This is a genomic window from Mesorhizobium sp. P3_A9, assembly GCF_056402975.1.
Map to the genome: position 1 here is coordinate 1 of NZ_JBFUGJ010000551.1, position 2,663 is coordinate 2,663.

Sequence of the window (2,663 nt, forward strand, 5' to 3'; positions counted from 1 at the left end):
CCGCAGGAAGCCGTATCCGCCCATCTTCAAGAGGATGCCTGCCAGGATCACCGAGCCCGCCGTCGGCGCCTCGACGTGCGCGTCGGGCAGCCAGGTGTGCACCGGCCACATCGGCATCTTCACCGCGAAGGAGGCGAAGAAGGCCAGCCATAGCCATGTCTGCATGTTGGCCGGGAATTGGTGGGTCAGCAGCGTCGGGATGTCGGTCGTGCCGGACTGGTAGAACATCGCCATGATGGCGAGCAGCATCAGCACCGAGCCGGCGAGCGTGTAGAGGAAGAACTTGAACGAGGCGTAGACACGACGCTTGCCGCCCCACACGCCGATGATGATGAACATCGGGATCAGGCCGGCTTCGAAGAAGACGTAGAACAGCACGATATCCAGCGCGCAGAACACGCCGATCATCAGCGTCTCGAGCAGCAGGAAGGCGATCATGTAGGCCTTGACGCGCTTCTCGATCGATTCCCACGACGCCAGGATGCACAGCGGCATCAGGAACGTCGTCAGGATGACGAACAGCATGGAAATGCCGTCGACACCCATATGATAGGAGATGCCGGAGTCGAGCCAGGCGAATTTCTCGACGAACTGGAAGCCGGCCTGCGAATTGTCGAAGCCTGTCCAGATGAACAGCGAGATGATGAAGGTGAACGTCGTCGTCAACAGCGCGATGGCGCGGATGTTGCGGCGCGCATTTTCGCTGTCATCCCTGATGAACAGAATCAGCAGCACACCAACCAGCGGCAGGAAGGTGACCAGCGAGAGGATTGGCCAGGCGGTCATCAGAGCATCATCCAGGTGACGAGTGCGGCAACGCCGATCAGCATGGCGAAGGCATAGTGGTAGAGGTAGCCGGTCTGCAGCTTGACGACGCGGTTGGTGACATCGACGACACGCGCCGAAATGCCATCCGGGCCAAGACCGTCGATGATGGTGCCGTCACCGGTCTTCCACAGGAAATGACCGAGGCGCTTGGCGGGCCGCACGAACAGGAAGTCGTAGAGTTCGTCGAAATACCACTTGTTGAGCAGGAAGGCGTAGAGCCCGCGATTCTGCTTGGCAAGGTTCACCGGCATTTCCGGCGAGCGGATGTAGAATTTCCAGGCCAGCGCGAAGCCGATCAGCATGGCGATGAAGGGCGACAGCTCGACCCACAGCGGCAGTTCATGGATCTCGTGCAGGATGTGGTTGTCCGGCAGCGTGAACAGCGACGCCTTCCAGAACGCTTCGTAGCCTTCGCCGATGAACGAGTTGTGGAAGATGATGCCGGCAAACAGCGCGCCGGCGGCCAGGATGAACAGCGGCACCAGCATCACCGGTGGCGATTCATGCACGTGGTGCATCACCTCATGGCTCGCCCGCGGCTTGCCGTGGAAGGTCATGAAGATCAGCCGCCAGGAATAGAAGGAGGTGAAGCAGGCAGCAATGACCAGCAGCACGAAGGCCAAGCCGGCAACCGAATTGTGGCTGGCAAAGGCGCTCTCGATGATGGCGTCCTTGGAGAAGAAGCCGGCGGTGCCGATGACGGTCACCGGAATGCCTACGCCGGTCAGCGCCAGCGTGCCGATCACCATCATCCAGTAGGTGGTCGGGATCAGCTTCCGCAGGCCGCCCATCTTGCGCATGTCCTGCTCGTCGGAGACGGCATGGATGACCGAGCCCGAGCCGAGGAACAGCAGCGCCTTGAAGAAGGCATGCGTGAACAGGTGGAAGATCGCCGCGCCATAGGCGCCGACGCCGAGCGCCACGAACATGTAGCCAAGCTGCGAGCAGGTCGAATAGGCGATGACGCGCTTGATGTCGTTCTGGACGAGACCAACGGTCGCCGCAAAGAAGGCGGTGAAAGCGCCGATGAAGGTAACCACCGTCAGCGCCGAATGCGACAGCTCGAACAGCGGCGACAGCCGTGCCAGCATGAACACGCCGGCCGTCACCATGGTGGCGGCATGAATGAGCGCCGAGACCGGCGTCGGGCCTTCCATGGCGTCCGGCAGCCAGGTGTGCAGCGGCACCTGCGCCGACTTACCCATGGCGCCCATGAACAAGAGCAGGCARACKAYGGTCATCGCCGACTGCTTGTCSAGCGCATGGCCGAGGAARGTCAGSACKGCCGCACCTTGCGGCGCGCCTTCAGCCGGAATGAACGTTGCCGCATTGGCGAAGATGGTGCCGAGATTGACCGAACCGAACAGCACGAACAGGCCGAAAATGCCGAGCGCGAAGCCGAAATCGCCGACGCGGTTGACGACGAAGGCCTTGATTGCCGCGGCATTGGCCGACGGCTTCTTGTACCAGAAGCCGATCAGCAGGTAGGACGCGAGACCCACCCCTTCCCAGCCGAAGAACATCTGCACCAGATTGTCGGCGGTCACCAGCATCAGCATGGCGAAGGTGAACAGCGACAGATAGGCGAAGAAGCGCGGCCGGTTCGGATCGTGGTGCATGTAGCCGATCGAATAGATGTGAACCAGCGCCGACACGGTGTTGACCACCACCAGCATCACCACCGTCAGCGTGTCGATGCGCAGCGCCCAGGACACGTCCAGTCCGCCGGACTGGATCCAGTGCAGCACCGGCACGACGAACACCTCGCCATGGCCGAAGCCGACGCTGAAGAAGGCAACCCACGACAGCACCGCCGAAATCACCAGGAAACCGGA

Annotated in this window: 2 protein-coding genes; both read right to left on the reverse strand. The window is 61.6% G+C overall.

The window, feature by feature from the left end; all coding sequences use genetic code 11:
• On the reverse strand, positions 1-786 hold a 786-nt coding region (locus tag AC1DX0_RS34305), incomplete at its 3' end, for an NADH-quinone oxidoreductase subunit M (protein ID WP_477358796.1).
• Positions 786-2,663: NADH-quinone oxidoreductase subunit L (nuoL, locus tag AC1DX0_RS34310; RefSeq protein WP_477358799.1), on the reverse strand; the 1,878-nt coding region annotated here is incomplete at its 5' end. The genes AC1DX0_RS34305 and nuoL, both read right to left, overlap by 1 nt.